Here is a 19,943-nt window from a genome sequence, read left to right as displayed (position 1 = left end):
AATTAGCCCTACAAAGGATATTATATAAGAATCTATAAAGCTTAGGAGAGAGTTATATGTTCAAAGACATATCTATTAAAGGTAAGATTTTACTTCTTTCTTTGATTACTATTATGATAGTGTCAATTGCAATTGCTGTTGATTCTATTTATTCAATAAAAAAGTTTTCAAATAAAAATATTGAAAATTTTAAAAATGAGGCTTATGCTAAAAAAGAACTTGAGCTTAAAAACTATGTTTCATTAGCTGTTAAAACAGTTGAAGCTTATCACAACAGAACATCAATTGATAAAATCAAAGTTGAAGTTCAAGAGCAATTAAAATTACAAACAAATTTCTTATTTTCAATTTTAGAAGCTGAATATGAGAAGTTAAAAGGTACTCTTCCAGAAGAAGCAATAAAACAAAGATTAAAATCAATTGTTGATGCTACAAGATATGGAAGTAGTGGATATTTTTGGATTAATGATACAAATTCTGTGATGATTGTACATCCAATTAAACCTGAAATGAATGGTAAAGATTTAGTTGACTTTAAAGATAAGGGTGGAAAACAAATATTCAAAGAGTTTTCAACAGTTGCAAAAAATAATTCAGAGGGTTTTGTTGATTACGTTTGGCCAAAACCAGGATTTGAAGCACCTCAATTAAAAGTATCATTTGTAAAACTGTTTAAACCATATAATTGGGTTATTGGAACAGGAGAATATGTTGACGATGTAACTTCTAAAATGCAAGCTGAAGCTTTAAAAACAATTAGTGAAATGAGATATGCAAATAATGACTATTTTTGGATAAATGATTCAAGTCCAAAAATGATTATGCATCCTGTTAGTAAACATTTAGATGGTAAAGATTTATCTGCAAATGTTGATGCTAAAGGTAAAAAATTATTTGTTGAAATGGCAAAAATTTCAAATGAAAATAAGGCTGGTGGATTAGTAAAATATTGGTGGGATAAACCAGAAAAGAAAAATGATCCAAAAGAGAAATTCTCTTATGTTCAAAAGTTTGAACCTTGGGATTGGATAATTGGAACAGGTGCTTATGTTGATGATATAGAAAATGAAGTTACTTTAATGGAAAAAAATATTAATGAAGAGATTTCTAAAATTGTAATTAGTATTTTAATTTTTTCATTATTCTCAATTATGATTGTTTATTTAGTTTATAATTATTTTATAAAACAAGCGATAATAAAACCATTAGAAAATTTAAATAATGCAATTATTGATATAAGTGAAGGAACTAATCAAGCTGATAGAATTGAGAAAAAATCAAATGATGAAATCGGTAAATTAGTTGATAGTTTCAATGGCTATATTAATAAATTAAGAGTTGGATATGAAGAAGACTCAAAAGTAATTGCAAATGTTGATGAAGTTATTGAAAAAGTTATAAATGGATTTTATGTATATAAAATTGAAAAAACATCTTCAAATCCACAAATCAAAAAACTAAGAGATTCTATTAATTCAATGATTGAAAGAACAAATGAAAATTTAGTAAATTTAAACAATGTTTTAATTGAGTATGGAAACTCTAATTTTAACCTTACTGATTCAAAAATCGAAACTTCAAAAGTTAATGGAATAATATCTTCTTTAGCTGCAAGTACACAATTAATTGGAGTTACAGTTTCGGAATTTTTATCAATGATTGTAACAAGTGGTAGAAAATTAAATGATGATACAAATGTTTTATCAAGTGCAGCAAATAAATTATCTGCATCGGCAAATGAACAAGCAGCATCTTTAGAAGAAACAGCAGCAGCAGTTGAAGAGATTACTTCAATTGTAAAATCAAGTGTTCAAAAAGTTCATCAAATGTCATCTTTAGCATCACAACTTCAAGTCTCTTCAAAAGAGGGTGAAATATTAGCATCTAAAACAACAAAAGCTATGGATGATATAGACCAACAAGTAAAATCAATTAATGATGCAATTACAGTTATTGATCAAATTGCTTTCCAAACAAATATTCTTTCGCTAAATGCAGCAGTAGAAGCGGCAACGGCAGGAGAAGCAGGAAAAGGATTTGCAGTAGTTGCAGCAGAAGTGCGAAATCTTGCAAATAGAAGTGCTGATGCAGCAAAAGAGATTAAAAATATTGTTCAAATTGCAACTTCAAAAGCAAATGAGGGTAAATCAATTGCAAATGAAATGATTGGTGGATATGCAACTTTAAATTCTAAAATCAATGAAACAATAGGTTTAATAGAAGATGTTTCTCAAGGTAGTAGAGAAGAAGAAAGAGGTATTATTCAAATAAATGATACTATCAATAAACTTGACCAAGCTACTCAAGTTAATGCGAATTCAGCAACAATAATAAGCGAATTAGCAAATGAAGTTACTATATTGTCAGAGAATTTACTAAAAATCGCTGACAGAGCAAAATTTAAAGAAGCTACAAAAGAAGAAATTGAAGATATTGATTTAGTATTCAAAATTTCTAAATTAAAAAATGATCATATACGATTTAAATTAACTAACTTTGAAAAAGTTGGTAAAACAAAAGTTGCTTGGAGCGTTACTAAACCAACAGAGTGTGATTTAGGAAAATGGTTAGTTGAAGAAGAAAATTTAGGAAAATCATTTACAAAAACAGAAAATTGGAAACAGTTAAAACTGAATCATGAAATAGTACATAATAGTGTACAAGATTATATAAATGAAGATTGTAGAGAAATATCTGATAAAGATGTTTTAAATAATTTATCTCAAAAATTAGATAATTCAACAATAAATGTATTTAAATTTCTAGACCAATTAAAAAAAGATAACGTTGCTAAAAAAACTATTTCAGAAGTAAGTTCATCACATAAAACTCAAACAACAGTAAAAACTGAAAGTTCAAAAAGTTTTGTTGAAAATAAACGTGAAAATACTCATCTAACTTCAAATAATCAAGTAACTACACAAAAAAAAGAGGATGATGAATGGGAAAGCTTTTAAGCTTTCCTAAAATAAAAACTACACAAAAAAAAGAGTAAAACTATCCTCTTTTATATTTATTTAAAAATAGATATAATGCCAATCAAAAAAATAAAATAATATTAAAAAGTGTTTAAAGGAATTATATGAATAATCAAAAAGTAGAGTTATTATCACCTGCTGGAAATTTAGAAAAATTAAAAATAGCTATTAAATATGGCGCAGATGCTGTATATGCAGGAGTTAGTCACTTTAGTTTAAGAATTAGAGCTGGAAAAGAGTTCACATTTGAGACATTTAAAGAAGGAATAGATTATGCTCATGCAAGAGGCAAAAAAGTATATGCTACAATAAATGGTTTTCCTTTTAATTCTCAAATTGAATTATTAAAAAAACATATTGCAACAATGGCAGCACTTGAACCAGATGCATTTATAGTTGCAGCTCCTGGAGTTGTAAAACTTTGTCGAGAAATTGCACCTCAAATTGATATTCATCTTTCAACTCAAGCAAATGTTTTAAACTATCTTGATGCCCAAGTTTTTTGGGACATGGGAGTAAAAAGAATTGTTGTTGCTAGAGAAATTTCATTAAAAGATGTTGTTGAAATTAAAAAACATTTACCTGATATGGAAATAGAAATATTTGTTCATGGTTCTATGTGTTTTGCATATTCAGGACGTTGTTTAGTAAGTGCTGTTCAAATGGGAAGAGTTCCAAATAGAGGATCTTGCGCAAATGACTGTAGATTTGAATATACTTTATATGCTGCAAATGAAGACCATAGCACATTATTTAGATTAGAAGAAGAACCAGGTGTTGGAACTTATATCTTTAATTCAAAAGATATGAACTTAGCTTCACATATAAAAGAAATACTTGATTCAGGAGCTGTAGATTCACTTAAAATTGAAGGAAGAACTAAATCACCATATTATGCGGCAGTTACTGCAAAAGCCTATAGAAATGCAATTGATGATTATTATGATGGTAAATTTGAGGCAGATAAATATCAAAGAGAACTTTATACAACAAAAAATAGAGGTTTTACAGATGCTTATTTAATTCATAGACCATTTGAAAAAACAGATTCACAAAATCATGACTATGCTTTAAGCAAAGGTTCTTACGAAGTAACTGGACTTGTAACACAAGATGAAGAACATTTCTTATGCAAATATAAAGTTTATGCAAATGAAGATGTTGAAATTTTTACTCCAATGGGTGAAGAGTTAGTTGAATGTGAAAATGAAATTGGAAAAATATTTAAAAAAGATGGAATTTATTATATTAATTTCAAAAAAATATTAACTGAAACAAACAAAGAGTTAGAATCAGTTCATAGTGGAAATGTAAATAAAATCAAACTTCCAGGGAAACTTCCATATCTAACAATGTTTAGAATTGAAAATATTGATGGAACTATTGTTGAATAAGAACAGATAAAATAGATGATATTTTTTAGGGTTACTCAAAATATAAATATTAAAACTACTGATGGAACAATGGTTAATTATTTTAAATTTAAAGAACCATCAAACTTAGAAAATGAAACTTTATATGTTAGTACCAATGATGATTTTAAAGATTTAAGAGAAATATTTAGCAAAGTTGATAAAGATAAATATTTCGCTAAAGTCTTTAATGACGAGAAAATAAGAACTTTAGAAAATTTTCCTATTGAATTAGGAATCACAAATGTGGATGAATATAATAACAAAGAAAATTCTACTAAAGTAACTTGCCAAGATATAAAAAAAGTAAATGTTTATAAACAATTAAAAAATATTCAAAAAGATGAAGTAACCGTTGCAATTATAGGTGGTCTTGGTTTTAGTATAAGTCAAGTGGTGTCTTCATGTACAGCTTTGAGAATATTACATAAAAAACTAAAACAAATTTATAAAAATATCAAATTTGATATTTATTTAAATGCTTCAAACAACAGTTATTATACAAGAGAAAAACAAATATATCAAACTCAAGAATATATAAATAATATTTTGCCATTAAGCATAACTGTAAAAAAATTATGTGAATATGATTATTTTATAGATAATAGTTTATCAATAAACTTTTTTGGATTAGATTTTTTAAATTATGTTGATGCTTGGCTTTTTAGATTTGGAATAGATTATGAAAAAATAGCTGATAATGAAAAATATAATCAACTAAATCTTTCAAATTATAAAGTTCAAGATAGCTTAAAAAATAAACTTATTGATTTGAAATCAAAAGGCAAATTACTATTATTTCATCCATATTCTGCAAATATAAATAAGTCAATTCCTCAAACTATAGCTGTTGATATTTTGAAAGAGCTTTTATTAAAAGCTGATGATTATATGATAATCTCAACACTTTTAATTGACTCAAAAATAAAAGATGATAGATTTATAGATTTAACAAAAGAGTCAAAAAATTTAAACGATTTTATGTATATAATTTCATCAATGGATAAAATTATTACAGCAGATACTTCAACATATCATATAAGTGATGCGTTTATGATACCTACAATTACAATTTTTACAGATAATAATTATTTAAAAAAAATCAAATATTACAAATATATAAAACCAATTTTAATAAAAGATAAATCAAAAAATTTATCAAAATTTGTTTATGAAAATGATAGTTTAACTATAAATAAATTTGAATCGTGGAATAAATTAAAAGTAAATAGGATTATAAAACTATTAGATACTTTTTGATATAATCTAGGCTTAAAAAAATACAAAAAGGATTAATAATGAATTTCGTATCTATAATTATGGGTAGTAAATCTGATTATGAAATTATGAAAAATTGTTCTGATACATTTGAAAAATTTAACGTTAAATATGAGATGATAATTTCATCAGCTCACAGAAGTCCAGAAAGAACAAAAGATTATGTAAAAGAAGCTGAAGAAAAAGGAGCAATTGCATTTATTGCAGCTGCAGGAATGGCTGCTCATTTAGCCGGTGCATTAGCAGCAGCAACAACTAAACCGATTATTGGAGTTCCTATGAAAGGTGGTGCAATGGATGGTATGGATGCTATGCTTTCAACTGTTCAAATGCCAGCTGGAATGCCAGTTGCTACTGTTGCACTTGGAAAAGCTGGAGCTATAAATGCAGCATATCTTGCTATGCAAATTTTAGCAATTACTGATAAAGAGTTAGCTATAAAATTAAAAGAAGATAGAATTGTAAAAGCTAAAGCTGTTGAAACAGATTCTAAAGATATAGAAGTAATTTTATAATGAAACCTGTTGCACTGTTTACACTACCAAATTGTAAATGGTGCAAAGAGGCTAGTACTTACTTAAAAACTAAAAAGATAAAATATAACCTCATAGATTTATCAAAAAATAAAGAAGCATTAAAAGATTGTCAAAAGCACAAATGTACAGGAGCACCTGTAGTTTTAATAGGAAATGTATGGATTTGTGGTTTTGATAAAGATAAAATAAATAAAGAGTTAGGAATTAAATAAATGGTTACATTTTCACAAATTCTATTAAAATTACAAGAATTTTGGGCAAATCAAGGTTGTAATATTGTTCAACCTTATGATATTCCAGCTGGTGCTGGAACTTTTCATCCAGCAACACTTTTAAGAAGTTTAGATTCAACTCCTTGGAGTACAGCTTATGTGGCACCAAGTAGAAGACCAACTGATGGAAGATATGGAGAAAATCCAAATAGATTAGGTGCTTATTACCAATTTCAAGTGTTAATAAAACCAAGCCCAGATAATATTCAAGATTTATATTTACAATCTTTAGAGTTCTTAGGATTAGACGTTTCAAGACACGATATTAGATTTGTTGAAGATAACTGGGAATCACCAACTCTTGGAGCTTGGGGACTTGGTTGGGAAGTGTGGCTTGATGGAATGGAAGTTACGCAATTTACATATTTCCAACAAGTTGGAGGTCTTGCTTGTGATCCTGTTGCTGTTGAAATAACATATGGAACAGAAAGACTTGCAATGTACCTGCAAGGTGTTGATTCTGTTTATGATATTGTATGGAATGAAAATAAATTTGGTAAAACAACTTATGGAGATGTTCATAAAGAAAGCGAATATGAATTTTCTACATACAATTTTGAAGTAGCAAATACAGAAATGTTATTTAAACATTTTGATGATGCTTTTGCTGAGTGCAAATCTTGTTTAGAAGCAGCTTTACCACTTCCTGCATATGACCAATGTATGATAGCAAGTCATGCTTTTAATACACTTGATGCAAGAAAAGCAATTTCTGTAACGGAGCGACAAAACTATATTCTAAAAGTGCGAGAATTGGCTCAAGGTTGTGCTATGTTATACAAAGAGCAAGAACCTGCTAGATTAGCTAGAATTGGAAGTCCCTCTTCTTTAAAGGCTTTAGAAGAGTTAAAAATAAAACATCATGAATTATTTGTTTAAGAGATAAATTTGAAACTACAAGAAATCTATGATGTTTTAAATGAAATATCACCCTTTGAACTTCAAGAAAAATGGGATAATGCTGGACTTCTTGTTGGTTCATTTGATGATGAAATAAATAATATTTATATTAGTATTGATTTAGATGAAGAACTATTATCAAGAGTAGAAAAAAACTCTTTAATCATTACCCATCATCCTTTGATTTTTTCAGGTTTAAAAAGAGTAAATTTTGATACTTATAGTACAAAGTTATTAAAAGAATTAATCAAAAAAGATATTTCTTTAATTTCAATGCATACAAATATTGATAAAACACATTTAAATAGATATGTTGCTGAAGAGATTCTTGGCTTTAAAATAGAAAATTCAAAAGAATTTATCTCTTATTGTGATGTAAATATGAACTTTGAGGACTTAGTAAAATATGTATCTTCAAAGTTAGATTTGAAAACTACAAATACAGTTAGGTGTAATGATTTTATTAAAAAAATAGCAATAGTTACAGGTTCAGGAATGTCTTTAATTGATGAAATTAAGGCTGATTGTTTTTTGACAGGTGATATAAAATATCATGATGCAATGGAAGCAAAAGCACGAGGTTTATCACTTATTGATATAAGACACTATGAGAGTGAAAGATACTTCAACACCTTGTTAGAGGGACTTCTTTCAGAATATTTGAAAAAAAATAAATTAAAAGCTATAATAACAGCTTCAAAAAATCCATTTGAGTTTTTTATAGAAGGAGAAACGGTTGAATAAGTATTTACAGGATTTAATCAAATTATCAAAATTTGATACAGCAATTAGTATGTTTGAGCCAAAGATTGAAAATGAAAAAGCTAAGTTAGCAACATTTGTTGAAACAGCAGCATCAATCAAAGCATCAATTAATTCTATTTATTTAGAAATAGATGATGTAAAATCAAAAAGAACAAAAAATAATATTCACTTAGCAGAATTAAAAACTAAGTTAGAAAACATCGCTAAAAAAAATAAAGATGTTAATAACGAAAAAGAGCTAAAAGCTTTACAATTAGAAGAAGAAATTGCAAAAGAGCAAATTTCATTTGCTAATGAAGAAATTGATAGATTAGATAATCTTACAAAAAATAAAGAAGTGACTTTAAAAGAGTTACAAGAAAAATTAGCTGTAGAAGAAGAAGATATTAAAGAAATCCAAGTTGCAGTTGATACTACAATTGAAGAGATAAGCAAAGAAAGAAATGTTGTATATCAAGAAAGAAGTGAATTATTAGAGAAATTTGATAATAAAATTTTAACTTTTTATGAAAAAATCAAAAGATGGGCAAAAGACTCAGCTGTTGTTCCTGTAAAAAAACAAGCATGTTATGGATGTTATATGAAAATTAATGATAAAACTTATGCTGAAGTTATTAAAGCAGAAGAGATTGTTAATTGTCCACATTGTGGAAGAATCCTTTATAAAGAAGACGAAATAGAAGAGGCTTAATCTTGAGCCCTTTTAGTATATTTTATTACTTAGTATTAAGTTTTATTTATATACTTGCAATTCCTTATTTGATATTTAAGTCACGAAACTCTAAGTATAGACAAGCAATTCCAGCAAAATTTTTTTTAAAAGATAATGTTCCATTTAAAGAAAATGGCATTTGGTTTCATTCATGTTCAATGGGTGAAACAAAAGCTATCAAACCTTTGATTGATAATTATTTAGAAAATGCAAATATCTCAGTTATAACAAATACTGGATTTGAAGAAGCAAAAAAAATCTCTCCAAATGTTAGATATTTACCTTTTGAAATATTTTTACCTTTTTGGGTAAATAAACAAAAAGTTTTGGTTGTGATGGAAGCTGAACTTTGGTATTTGCTTTTTTTATTGGCAAAGAAAAAAGGTGCAAAAACTTTATTAATTAATGCAAGAATTTCAGATAAATCTTATAAATCATATAAAAGATTTTCTTTTTTTTATAAAAGAATATTTCAAAATATTGATAAAGTTTTTGCACAAAGTGAAGTTGATAAACATAGACTTGAAGAACTTGGAGCTTCTAATGTGGAAGTTATTGGAAATATAAAACTAGCACAATTACCAAAAGTAAATGTAAAGTTAGAAAAACCAAAACAAGTTGTAATAACAGCTGCAAGTACCCATGAAAATGAGGAAAAATTAATTTTAAATGCTTACAAAAAAGAGCAAGGAAAATTAATAATAGTTCCAAGGCATCCAGAAAGATTTGATAAAGTTGATTTTCTAATTCTTGACTTTATAAAAGATAAAAATATTTCATATCAAAAATATTCTGTAAAAGATGATTTTGATTCTGATATAATTTTGATTGATAAAATGGGGATATTAAATGATATTTATGCAATATCAGATGTGGTTATTCTTGGTGGTGCATTTGAAAAAATAGGTGGGCATAATCCAATTGAACCTGCTTTTTTTAACTGTAAGATTATAAGTGGTAAAAATATATTTAATCAAAAATCACTTTTTGATTGTATAAAAAATTACTATTTAATAGAAAATGATGAATTAGGTGAATATTTAAACAATATAAAAAATTTAGAAAAACCAATTCTAACAAAAGCAGGTTCGATTGAACCTATAATTAAGGAGATAAACAAATGGCTGTAACTTATGATAAAGCATACAAAGTATTAGCACAACAAGAAAATATATCAAACTCAAAAGCAAAAGAGTTAATTGATAGAGGTGTTGTAAAAGTTGGTGAGCAAAAAGTTTTAATTGCACGAGGTGAAATTAGAACAGACACAAAATTTAATATCAAAGAAATTGGAAAAATAAAAGTAATATTTGAAGATAAAGATATTTTAGTAGTTGATAAGCCAGCATTCTTAACAGCTGATGATGTTGCTAAAAAATATGAAGGTGCAATTTTATTAAACAGACTTGATAAAGAAACAAGTGGTGTTATGATGTTTGCAAAAAATGAAGATTTCCAGAAAAAAGCAATTAAAGAATTCCAAGCAAATAAAGTTTACAAAGAGTATGTGGCTATCGTTGAGGGAAAAGTTGTTGAAGAAATAGAGATTGATAAACCAATTCTTACTACAAAAGATAGAGGAATGGCAAAATCAAAAATTGATTTAAAAAGAGGAAAACCTGCTAAAAGTACAGTTTATCCTGTTTTAGTTGAAGGAAATAAATCAAAAGTAAAAGTTGTTATTGAATCAGGAAGAACTCATCAAATTAGAGTTCATTTAAATTCTGTTGGATTACCAATTATTGGTGATGGAATTTATGGAAGAACAGCTTCAAATATAAATAGAGTTTTACTTCACTCAAAAGTAACTAAAATCTTTGATTATACTTTTGAATCGCCTGAACCAAAAGAATTTAGAGTGTATGACTTTAATTCATAATTAAGTTTTAGAAAAATATAAAATCCCTAAAACAAGGGACTTTATTGAAAATAAAATATAAATATTACCTTAAACTTGAAACTTCACTTAATCTAAACTAAAGAATTTTTAAAGTATAATCCCACAATTTAAAAATTGTGGAGATTTACTTTGTTTGATTCAATAACCGGCTCAATACGAAATGCTGTTAATAAAATAAGACATCAAGATGATGTTGCAGCTTTAACGAAAGCTACATCTGAACTAAAAAAAGCTTTATTAAAAGCAGATGTTCATCACAAAACTACAAAAGAATTAATATCAGCTATTGAATTACAAACAAAAAATGCAGGTATTGGACAAGACTCTTTTTTAAGAGCAATGAAAACAGAATTAACAAAACTTTTAACAACTTCTGGGAATCAAGGTTTTGTTTTCTCAAATACACCTCCAACAACAATTTTAATGACAGGACTTCAAGGTTCTGGAAAAACAACTACAACTGGAAAATTAGCAAACTATTTAAAAACTAGAAAGAAAAAAGTTTTAGTAGCAGCTTGTGACTTACAAAGACTTGCAGCAGTTGAACAATTAAAACAAATTGCAGCTCAAATTGAAGTTGATATTTATTTTGATGACAATGAAACTAATCCAATTAAAATTGCACTTGCTGCAAAAGAGAAAGCTATAAAAGAACATTATGATGTTTTATTAATAGATACAGCTGGACGACTTGCAATTGATGAAGAGTTAATGCTTCAATTAAAAAATGTTAGAGATGCAGTTAATCCTAATGAAATCTTTTATGTGGCAGACGCATTAACAGGTCATGATGCAACAAAAACAGCTACAACTTTTAAAGAAAAAATTGGAATTGATGGAGTTATTTTATCGAAATATGATGGTGATACAAAAGGTGGGGTTGCACTTTCTATTGCTAATCAAGTTGAAGTTCCTTTAAGATTTATAGGTACTGGTGAAAAAATGCCAGACTTAGAAGTTTTTATTCCTGATAGAATTGTTTCAAGATTATTAGGTCTTGGAGATATTGAAGGACTTGCTGAAAAAACATCTGCAATTATTGATGAGAAAAAAGCAAAAGAAGTTAGTAAAAAAATCAAAAAAGGTGAGTTTAATTTTAATGACTTTTTAGATCAACTTTCTATGATGAGTAAATTAGGTTCTATGAAATCAATTATTGGAATGATTCCAGGGCTTTCACAAATGGCTGGACCTATCAAAGATATGGATTTTGAGAACTCTGCTGAAATAAAAAGAATTAAGGCTCTTATTGGTTCTATGACTCCAAAAGAAAGAGAAAACCCAGATTTAATGAATCCTAGCAGAAAAAAAAGAATTGCAGTTGGTTCTGGAGTTTCTGAAGTTCAAATAAACAAAATTTTAAAGCAATTTAAAAATGCTTCAAAAATGGCAAAACAACTTTCTTCTAAGGGTGGAATGAAAGGTTTACAAAATATGTTGTCTCAAATGGGACCAAACGGGATGCCAAAAATCCCTAGATAAATAAATTAAATAGTGTTGAGCTGTGAACTTTTAACTTTCGTTTTGGAGTTCAGAATTCAATACTATAAATTAAAAAAGGAAAGAAAACATGACAGTAATTAGATTAACAAGAATGGGAAGAAACAAAAAACCATTTTACAGAATCGTTGTAACAGACTCAAGAAAAAGAAGAGATTCAGGATGGATTGAATCAATTGGTTATTTCAACCCAGTAGTTGAGCCAAAAGTATTAAAAATTGACGAAGAAAGATATAACTATTGGTTAAGTGTTGGTGCTAAACCTTCTGAAAAAGTTAAAAAATTAGCTTCTAAATAATTATAATTAGATAATAACATGATTACTAAATTTATAGAAAACTATGCAAAACTAATTGTAAGCGTTCCTGAAGATGTTACTATTACAAAAGAATTGATTGATGATAATTTTGCTGAAATTATTATTAGTGTAAACAGTGTTGATATTGGTAAGCTTATTGGTAAAAATGGTAATATGATTAATGCTTTAAAAACTATGGCAAATGGTTGTAAAGCAAAAGATGGTATTTCATATAAAATACAAGTAGTGGTGAAATAGTTGTCTATGAATAGTAATGATATATTTGTAGCGAAATTAGGAAAAGCTGTTGGATTACAAGGTCATTTAAGACTTTTTATGGATACAGATTTTCCTGAGCAATTTAAAAAAGGTGCTGTTTTTAAAACTAATAGAAAATTAGAATTAAAAGTAGCAGAATACAATACTTCTCGAGAACTAATAAAATTTGAAAATTTTGATGATCTTGAAACTTCTAAAAAACTAACTAATCAAGAATTATATTCAACAATTGAACAAACAAAAGAGAACTGCAAATTAAAAAAGAATGAATTTTTTTGGTTTGATTTAATCTCTTGTAATGTTTATGAAAATGATTTATTATTAGGTAAAGTTAAAGAGATACAACGGTATCCTTTAAATGATTATTTAGAAATACAAACTTCTGATGAACTTGTTGAAAAAGGTCTTTCAAAAGTATTTTTAATACCACATGTGTTTGACAAATATATTTTAAATATAGATATAAACAATAAAAAAATAGAAGTAAAAGATTCACTAATTATTTTAGAAAACTCTTAAAATTAATAGTTACATCTTTTATCAAATTCTTCTTGTGTAAACTCTAATTCATAGGCTTCATTAAACTTATTATCGATTAATTTATTTAATATTTTAGTTCTATCTTCACTATTTTCAAAAGGTCCAAAATATATCTCAATTCGATTTTTATCATCTCTACATAGTTTTACATCTGCATTAATTGCAACAATTTTGTCAAGATATTTTTTATATAAAACACCTTTTATTTTTGCTACATTTATAAATAATAAAAAACCATTATTTTTATTATCATCATTTTTATCTCTTAATGCTTTTTTAGGAATAGTATCCATTACAGGTTCAGTAATTTTTTCTTTTTCTAACTCTTCAATAGCTGCTGCTTCTGATTTATCTACATTGTTATTAGTAGTTAATTCTTCTTTTAGTTGCAAAGCTTGTTGTTTCATGGATTCAAGTTCAATTTTTTGTTTTTCTAATTCTAATTTCTTTTGCTCTAATTGAGTTTTTTGTTTTAATAACTCTTCTTCTTGTTTTTTTAATAACTCATCTTCTTTTCTTTTTTCTTCATCTAGTAATTTTTTTTCATTTTCTTTTTTTTCTAATTCATCAATTTTTTCTTCATTTAAGTTTTTACTAGTTAAAGTAGCTAATTGTTCATTTAGTTTTTTTGAGTTAATATCTTTGATATCAAATTTGTAATTATTTTCAGGAGCTTCAACTTTTTCTATATTTTGTGTTGGAAGAGGAATTTCAACATTTTTTACTTCTTTTGGAGCAAAAAAACCTGTAAAATAAAGAATAATACCAATAACTAGAAGTAAAATTAAAAAAGCAACTATTCCAAATAATATTTTATGAAGATTACTTTTTTTAGGTTTAACAAATTCTTCTTTTACTTCAACTGGTGGTTCAATTTTTTCTTCTGGTTCATCTTTTGAACTATCATCTTCCTCATTATTATTCGAACCATAAGTATTTGTTGTGTAATTTATATCATCAGGATCTAACGGTTTGTTTTCATCAGGCATTGTTTACTCTTTTATACTTTTATTTTCTTTTAATTTTTTATAATATTCTTTTCTATATTCTTTGAGCTCTTCTTTTCTTTTTTCTCTATATTCTTTATCATATTCAAGCCTTTTTTCTTTGTTAAGCTCGTAATACTCTTTCTTTTTATTTTTATAATCATTTAATTTTGAAATAATTATATCTTTTCTATTATCTAAATAGTTTTTTTGAGCCTTGATAATCTCTTTTATTTTAAGTGAAAAATTTTCGTTATTGAGTTCTTCTTCATAGTCATAAACTTTTTTCACTTCTTTTTTCTTTAAATAATATGCTCTTTTCTTTTTTTTATGCGCTAAAAATTTTTCTTCACGAAGTCTTTTTAATTCTTCTAATTTCATAAATCTTATTTAGTTACTTTAATTTTTTAGTCTATTAACTGTATCAAGCATACTATCAGTTGTAGTAATCGCTTTTGAATTAGCCTCATAAGCTCTTTGCGCTGTAATTAAATCTACCATTTCATTAACTAATTTTACATTAGACGATTCAATCATTCCTTGTTGAACTGCTCCAAATTGTTCTTCTGTTGGATTACCTTCTAAAACATCACCAGAAGCTGCACTTTGCATAAATAATGAGTCTCCTAATGGTGTAAGACCAGCAGGATTTATAAAATCAGCTAGTGTGATTTGCCCTAAATCAACTATATCACCTGTTTGTGGGTCAGTTGCAGTTACTGTACCATCAGTTCCTATAGTAAGTTTTGTAACATTATCAGGAACTACAATCTCAGGATTAAGGACATATCCGCTTCCATTTACAATAGAACCTTCTTCATTCAATTTAAAGGCACCATTTCTAGAATACGCAGTTTCTCCACTTGGTAAAGTAATTTGGAAAAAACCTTTACCTTTTATGGCTAAATCTAATTCATTTGATGTTAGTTTTAAATCACCTTCAGTGAAGTTTTTTTGAACTCCTGAAACTCTAACTCCAAGACCCACATTTATTCCTGTTGGGTTTATAGTAGTTTGAGTAGTTTGTCCTGCTGTATAATTTAATGTTTCGTACATTAAGTCCTGAAATTCGGCTCTATCTTGTTTAAAACCTGTTGTATTAACATTCGCTATATTATTTGATGTTACATCGATTTGATGTTGCATTGAGTTCATACCTGTTGCTGCTGTGTAAAGTCCTCTAATCACGGTATATCCTTTAAAATTGCATATATTTATTATATTTTAAGAATAATTAAACTTAGATAAATTTAGATAATTATTTTTTACATACATTAAGTGTAAATTTAAAACAAATTATATATAATGCATAATAATTGAAAATATTTATAAAACAAGGGATAGTTAATGAGAATTCTAATAGTTGATGATAGCTCTACAATGAGAAGAATCATTGGAAACGTAGTTATGCAATTAGGATTTACTAAAGATAGTTTTGATGAAGCTGAAGATGGTGTAAAAGCTTGGAAACTACTTAGTGAAAGTCGTTATGATGTTATATTAACAGATTGGAATATGCCTAATATGAATGGTTTAGAATTAGTTAAAAAGGTCAGAAGCGAAGGTATACATCAAAAAACGCCTATAATTATGATTACAACTGAAGGTGGAAAAGGTGAAGTTATCACAGCACTAAAAGCAGGTGTTAATAATTATATAGTTAAGCCTTTCAATGCTGAAGTTTTGAAAGAAAAGCTCGATGGAGTATTGAAAAAATAATATAAGGTATTATCATGAGTATGAGCCAAGAAGAGATTGAAGCCTTAATGAATGGTCTTGATATTGAAGATGATGGTGATTCAGAAGAAGCAACACAAAGTGTAAAAGTTAATACTCAAGAAATTGAGGAATTATTGTCTCAAACTGAAGAGTTAAAAGAAGATACAAAACTTAATGAAAAAATAGAAATACATGAATCAGAAGATGATGCTGATTTTTCTAGTTCTAATAGTGTTAGTAATAGTGATATTGAGAAATTATTAAGTGAAATAGAAAGTGTAAATGAAACTGCTAATATAAAAGATTTAATTTTAGAAAAAGAAGAAGATTTACCTTTAGATTTGAGTAAAGATGAAGATACAAAAAATGATGTAAGCGTAGTTGAAAAAAAACTTACTAGAAGTGAAGATGAAATTGTTAAAGATTGGACTTCTTCTAAAATAAATGAAGGTATTTTTCCCTTGCCAGCAGAAAAAGATACAAAAGTTGTTAATCAGTTAAGTCAAGTTGCGAATGATTCAGAGGAGAAAGTTTCTCAAATATTTGATGTATTAAGTTTAACCCTTGATAATAATAATGAATTCAGAAGTTACATAAAAGATTTTGAAGTTTTTATTAAAGCAGAATCAGCTTTACTTGTTTCATTAAATAATAAATTTCCAAATATAAAAATATTTGATGAACATTTAGCAAATGCAAATAAAGTTACAAGCTCTTTAAAAGATTTAAAAAATTTAATAAACTCAGAAGATTCAGAAATTTTTCAAGCAATGGAATTAATGCAATTTAATGATATTAACAGACAAAAAATCGAAAGAGTTATGTCAGTAATAAGAAAATTGTCTCTATATTTAAATAATTTATTTGAAGATGATGGTGCAACAAAAGAAGTTGCTGTACCAAGACACATCCATGGTGATGATTCGGATGATTTAATAGGTGATGATTTAGATAAATTAATTGCTGAATTTTCAAATAATAAATAATTAAAGGAGTAGTTTATGAATCAAGGTACTTATCCTCTTGCTGCATCAATGATAAATCAATTTAATAGATTAGATCAAATTAGTAATAATTTAGCAAATATAAATACAAATGGTTTTAAGCAAGAAGGAACAACAGAAACTACTTTTAACTATTATTTACAAAGAGCACAAGAAGAAAATATTGTACCTACAAAAATAAACACAGTGACAAATAATATACCAAAAATTGATTCAAAATTTATAAATTCGGAAATGGGACCAATTGCCATGACGGGGAATGCTTTAGATTTTGCATTAAATGATCCGGACACATTTTTTAAAGTACAAAATGCAAATGGTGATATAGTGTATACAAGGGATGGATCTTTTAAAAATTTAGATAATTTTTTAGTAGATGGAAATGGAAATAATGTATTAAATGCAGATAATGAACCAATTGTAGTAGAAGATAATTTTGCTTCACAAATTGGAGTAACAAAGATACCTTATACAAATTTAGAAAAAATTGGTGATAATACATACCTGCCAAAAAATCCTAATGAGATGGAAATTTTTGAAAATAATGATAGTTTATTGGTTAACGGGGCTATTGAAAAATCAAATGTAAATTCAGTTAGCTCAATGGTTGAATTAATCGATGCACATAGAAGATTTGATCAATCACAAAAAGCTGTTAAATCAATAGATGAATTAAATGCTTCATTAATAGAAAAAATAGGAAGTAACACTAAATAATGGAAGCAAGTAACATAAGTAATGCCCTTTTTGAACAGTTAAATTTCAGAGGTGAAAAACAAAAAGTTATTTCAAGTAATATTTCCAATATTAATACACCAGGATATAAAACAAAAGATTTAGTTTTTGAAGATGAATTAAATAATAAATTAAATAACACTTTAAAAATGGAATTAACTAGTTCTAAACATATATCTTCAATAAATAGCAATTCTGCTAATGTAAATCCTAAACTAGTAGAAGTAAAAGGTTTACAAGAACAAAATGATGGTAATAATGTTAACCTAGATACTCAAATGAGTGAAATGTCTAAAAACAAGATATTATATGACGCTATTCAATCTTCTATAAAAAGAGATTCTCGATTATTTAGATCAGTTATTGAATCTTCAGCAAAAAATTAATTAGGATAAGTAATTTATGGATCAACTTTTAAAGTTTATTAATAACTTAAATACAGCACAAAGAGCTGTAATAATAGGAGGTTTCTCTTTATTATTTATATTATTAGTTGGTTTATTAGTTTATTCTAGTATTAAAGCAGAAGATAAAAAATTAAATTATACGATAGCATCAAATTTAACAAAATCACAAGTTATGTTAGCAAGTGATGAACTTGAAGCATCAGGAATACAATTTGCTGTAAGTGGTACTGGAAATAGTCTTACTTTAAAGACATCTAAAGATTTTGTAAATATTGCTAAAATTAAATTAGTTACAAGTGAAGCAGCTACAAGTAAACATGTTGGTTGGGAAATATTTGAGAAATCATCTTTAGGTACTACAAATTTTGAAAATAAAGTTAAGTATTTAAGAGCTTTAGAGGGTGAATTATCTAGGTCTTTAGAGGCATTAACTGGTGTGTTAAGAGCAAACGTAAAAATTGCAATACCAAAAGATACAATTTTTACAGAAAAAAAGAGTGATACGACTGCTTCTGCAATGCTTTCATTAAAACCAGGTGTTTTTTTAACTCAAAAACAAATAGATGGAATTAAAAATTTTATAGCTTCGGCAGTTCCAGATTTAAAACATGAAAATATTCAACTTATTGATCAAGATGGAAGTTTACTTCAACAATCAGCTGATGATATAAATAATCAAAAATCAACAACACAAAATAAATATAAAGAAAGTTTAGAAGAAGATTATTCTAAAAAAGTAGTTGCACTTTTAGAACCTTTTGTTGGAGTTGGAAGAGTTGTTGCAAAGGTTACTGTATCATTAGATTTTGTAAAAAAAGATGTTGAGGAAGAGATTTATAATCCAGAAGGAAGTATTAGATCTCAGCAGGTTATAGAAAATAGTTCAAAAGCTCAAGGAATGCCTACAAATTCAGGTGGTGTTGCCGGTGTTGATAACAATATTCAAGAACCAAGCTCAGGAAATACAAATAGTAATATCGCTTCAAATAATGAAGGTACAAATACTGTTACCAATTATGAGATTTCAAAAAAGATAATTACTCAAAAAGATAATAATTATACAAATATTAAACGTATAACAGCAGCCGTGACATTTGATTCTTCAATATTAAAAGATATTACAAATAAAGATGAATTTATTGCTTCATTAGAATCTGTAGTTCAAGATACGATAGGTTATGATAAAGTAAGAGGAGATAAAATTACTGTTAGAGACTTTAAATTTATAGGTGTTAAACCTATTGAACAAGTTACTCAAACAGTTGATGAAAATGGTAATGCTGTTATTGTAGGTGAAGAATCAACTGATACTATATCTATGATAAAATCAATTTTAAAAGATTTTAGCGAATACATTCAATATATAATTGCAGCAATTTTACTTTTAATTTTTTATAGAAAATTTATAGCGAACAATGAAGTTGTAATTATTGGTGATGGCACTAAAAAAAAGGTAGATGGATACGATGAAAATTTAGTTAAAGATATGTTGTCTGATTATGAAAATGAATTTGATGCTAGTACTGCACAAGGTAGATTAAAATCAAAAGTTAAAAGTCAAATACTAAATAATATAGATGGATTAGATGAAGAATCAGCGGCAAGATATGAAGTATTTATTGAAGAATTAGATAGAGAAATAAACAATAATCCACTTGAAATAGCTAGAATGATTGAATTGTTATTAAATGAAGGTAGTGTTACTTTTAAATAAAAAAGGTG

At 27.0% G+C, this 19,943-nt stretch carries 22 protein-coding genes; 19 read left to right on the top strand and 3 right to left on the bottom strand.

All coding sequences use genetic code 11. The features are described 5' to 3' along the window. The first annotated feature begins 56 nt into the window (after positions 1–56). The 14 genes from ASUIS_RS11330 to rimM all read left to right on the top strand — a co-directional run bounded on the left by ASUIS_RS11330 (position 57) and on the right by rimM (position 13,349). On the top strand, positions 57–2,957 hold the full coding sequence (locus tag ASUIS_RS11330) for a cache domain-containing protein (RefSeq protein WP_118887210.1): 2,901 nt from the start codon (positions 57–59) through the stop codon (positions 2,955–2,957). Between the two features lie 125 nt (positions 2,958–3,082). Continuing rightward, entirely contained in the window at positions 3,083–4,372 is a 1,290-nt protein-coding gene (locus ASUIS_RS11325) for a peptidase U32 family protein (protein WP_118887209.1), read from the top strand. A gap of 15 nt (positions 4,373–4,387) precedes the next feature. Then, positions 4,388–5,650 carry a glycosyltransferase family 9 protein gene (locus ASUIS_RS11320; protein WP_118887208.1) on the top strand — a complete coding sequence of 421 codons (1,263 nt, stop codon included), beginning with the start codon at positions 4,388–4,390 and terminating at the stop codon, positions 5,648–5,650. A gap of 38 nt (positions 5,651–5,688) precedes the next feature. Beyond that, positions 5,689–6,183, top strand: a complete 495-nt coding sequence (gene purE / locus ASUIS_RS11315; protein ID WP_118887207.1) for a 5-(carboxyamino)imidazole ribonucleotide mutase — start codon at positions 5,689–5,691, stop codon at positions 6,181–6,183. Next, a complete protein-coding gene (locus ASUIS_RS11310; RefSeq protein WP_118887206.1) occupies positions 6,183–6,416 on the top strand; it encodes a glutaredoxin family protein in 234 nt (77 codons plus the stop codon). Before purE ends, ASUIS_RS11310 begins: the two co-directional genes overlap by 1 nt. Then, positions 6,417–7,355 carry a glycine--tRNA ligase subunit alpha gene (gene glyQ, locus ASUIS_RS11305; RefSeq protein WP_118887205.1) on the top strand — a complete coding sequence of 313 codons (939 nt, stop codon included), beginning with the start codon at positions 6,417–6,419 and terminating at the stop codon, positions 7,353–7,355. A gap of 9 nt (positions 7,356–7,364) precedes the next feature. After that, entirely contained in the window at positions 7,365–8,120 is a 756-nt protein-coding gene (locus tag ASUIS_RS11300; protein WP_118887204.1) for a Nif3-like dinuclear metal center hexameric protein, read from the top strand. Beyond that, positions 8,113–8,832, top strand: coding sequence for a zinc ribbon domain-containing protein (locus tag ASUIS_RS11295; protein WP_118887203.1), 720 nt, complete (start codon positions 8,113–8,115; stop codon positions 8,830–8,832). Before ASUIS_RS11300 ends, ASUIS_RS11295 begins: the two co-directional genes overlap by 8 nt. A gap of 2 nt (positions 8,833–8,834) precedes the next feature. Next, complete coding sequence (waaA, locus tag ASUIS_RS11290; protein WP_226799911.1) at positions 8,835–9,983, top strand: lipid IV(A) 3-deoxy-D-manno-octulosonic acid transferase; 1,149 nt, start codon at positions 8,835–8,837, stop codon at positions 9,981–9,983. Further along, entirely contained in the window at positions 9,974–10,732 is a 759-nt protein-coding gene (locus tag ASUIS_RS11285) for a pseudouridine synthase family protein (protein ID WP_118887201.1), read from the top strand. The genes waaA and ASUIS_RS11285 overlap by 10 nt, the downstream gene beginning before the upstream one ends. Positions 10,733–10,882: 150 nt before the next feature. Next, positions 10,883–12,235 (top strand): signal recognition particle protein, encoded by a 1,353-nt coding sequence (ffh, locus tag ASUIS_RS11280; protein WP_118887200.1) that lies wholly within the window; start codon positions 10,883–10,885, stop codon positions 12,233–12,235. Between the two features lie 88 nt (positions 12,236–12,323). Further along, positions 12,324–12,551: a 30S ribosomal protein S16 gene (gene rpsP / locus ASUIS_RS11275; RefSeq protein WP_004511333.1), complete on the top strand. Its 228-nt coding sequence runs from the start codon at positions 12,324–12,326 to the stop codon at positions 12,549–12,551. An 18-nt stretch (positions 12,552–12,569) separates the two neighbouring features. Further along, positions 12,570–12,809, top strand: a complete 240-nt coding sequence (locus tag ASUIS_RS11270; protein WP_118887199.1) for a KH domain-containing protein — start codon at positions 12,570–12,572, stop codon at positions 12,807–12,809. 6 nt (positions 12,810–12,815) lie between these two features. Then, complete coding sequence (gene rimM / locus ASUIS_RS11265) at positions 12,816–13,349, top strand: ribosome maturation factor RimM (protein WP_192894457.1); 534 nt, start codon at positions 12,816–12,818, stop codon at positions 13,347–13,349. Between the two features lie 2 nt (positions 13,350–13,351). Here rimM and ASUIS_RS11260 read toward each other — a convergent pair whose 3' ends face one another. Genes ASUIS_RS11260 through flgG form a run of 3 tightly spaced genes read right to left on the bottom strand, consistent with a single transcriptional unit; the run spans position 13,352 to position 15,544 of the window. Continuing rightward, entirely contained in the window at positions 13,352–14,359 is a 1,008-nt protein-coding gene (locus ASUIS_RS11260) for a hypothetical protein (RefSeq protein WP_118887197.1), read from the bottom strand. Positions 14,360–14,362: 3 nt separating this feature from the next. After that, positions 14,363–14,737 carry a hypothetical protein gene (locus ASUIS_RS11255; RefSeq protein ID WP_118887196.1) on the bottom strand — a complete coding sequence of 125 codons (375 nt, stop codon included), beginning with the start codon at positions 14,735–14,737 and terminating at the stop codon, positions 14,363–14,365. 18 nt (positions 14,738–14,755) lie between these two features. Further along, entirely contained in the window at positions 14,756–15,544 is a 789-nt protein-coding gene (gene flgG, locus ASUIS_RS11250; protein ID WP_118887195.1) for a flagellar basal-body rod protein FlgG, read from the bottom strand. Positions 15,545–15,703: 159 nt separating this feature from the next. Between flgG and ASUIS_RS11245 the strand changes: the two genes are divergently transcribed. From ASUIS_RS11245 to fliF, 5 genes are read left to right on the top strand one after another with little or no spacing between them, the layout of a single operon-like run. Next, positions 15,704–16,075 (top strand): response regulator, encoded by a 372-nt coding sequence (locus ASUIS_RS11245; RefSeq protein WP_118887194.1) that lies wholly within the window; start codon positions 15,704–15,706, stop codon positions 16,073–16,075. 14 nt (positions 16,076–16,089) lie between these two features. Next, the gene (locus ASUIS_RS11240; protein WP_118887193.1) at positions 16,090–17,061 is read left to right on the top strand and encodes a hypothetical protein; all 972 of its coding nucleotides are present in this window, start codon (positions 16,090–16,092) and stop codon (positions 17,059–17,061) included. Between the two features lie 15 nt (positions 17,062–17,076). Continuing rightward, entirely contained in the window at positions 17,077–17,796 is a 720-nt protein-coding gene (locus ASUIS_RS11235) for a flagellar hook-basal body protein (RefSeq protein ID WP_118887192.1), read from the top strand. After that, positions 17,796–18,200 carry a flagellar basal body rod protein FlgB gene (gene flgB, locus ASUIS_RS11230; protein ID WP_118887191.1) on the top strand — a complete coding sequence of 135 codons (405 nt, stop codon included), beginning with the start codon at positions 17,796–17,798 and terminating at the stop codon, positions 18,198–18,200. The genes ASUIS_RS11235 and flgB overlap by 1 nt, the downstream gene beginning before the upstream one ends. Before the next feature lie 16 nt (positions 18,201–18,216). Beyond that, complete coding sequence (gene fliF / locus ASUIS_RS11225) at positions 18,217–19,935, top strand: flagellar basal-body MS-ring/collar protein FliF (RefSeq protein ID WP_118887190.1); 1,719 nt, start codon at positions 18,217–18,219, stop codon at positions 19,933–19,935. Positions 19,936–19,943 lie beyond the last annotated feature (8 nt).

The organism is Arcobacter suis CECT 7833, assembly GCF_003544815.1.
In the GTDB taxonomy this organism is placed as follows: Bacteria; Campylobacterota; Campylobacteria; order Campylobacterales; family Arcobacteraceae; genus Aliarcobacter; species Aliarcobacter suis.
This window is presented reverse-complemented; position numbering and strand designations above follow the sequence as displayed.